This is a genomic window from Erwinia sp. V71, assembly GCF_965644245.1.
Classification (GTDB): domain Bacteria; phylum Pseudomonadota; class Gammaproteobacteria; order Enterobacterales; family Enterobacteriaceae; genus Erwinia.
This window is the reverse complement of the sequence record NZ_CBFFRK010000317.1, coordinates 1-309: the sequence shown is the minus strand read 5'-3', so window position 1 is coordinate 309 and position 309 is coordinate 1. Positions and strand designations below refer to the sequence as shown.

At 51.8% G+C, this 309-nt stretch carries 1 pseudogene; it reads right to left on the bottom strand.

What is annotated here, in order from left to right:
• Window positions 1–75: 75 nt before the first annotated feature.
• Window positions 76–234, bottom strand: a pseudogene (locus ACSZO1_RS22800) (acyltransferase family protein); the annotation flags it as partial.
• Window positions 235–309 lie beyond the last annotated feature (75 nt).

The following is a 309-nucleotide window of genomic DNA, read 5'->3' as shown; positions in this document are numbered from 1 at the left end:
AGGATAGCTTATCGGTAGCTAACCGTCCCTCCATCCACATGACCAAGCGTTGCACTTATTATCTGAATTCGCGCAGTCCGGCAGCACGGTATTAAAGCTGTACTGCGGAATAAAGCCGAAAGTGAAGCTGAGATGCGCCAGAATATTGCCCAGCGACTGGTCGGAATAACGTGAAGTTTCTGTTGCGGTGACCGGATAATACTGAGCGATGGTATCGCGCAGTTCGCCAAACCACTGCCTGCAACTCTGGTTTGACCTCAGTGACAGCGCTGCCGAAGATGCCCTCCATGACATGCTGCCATTTCGTCA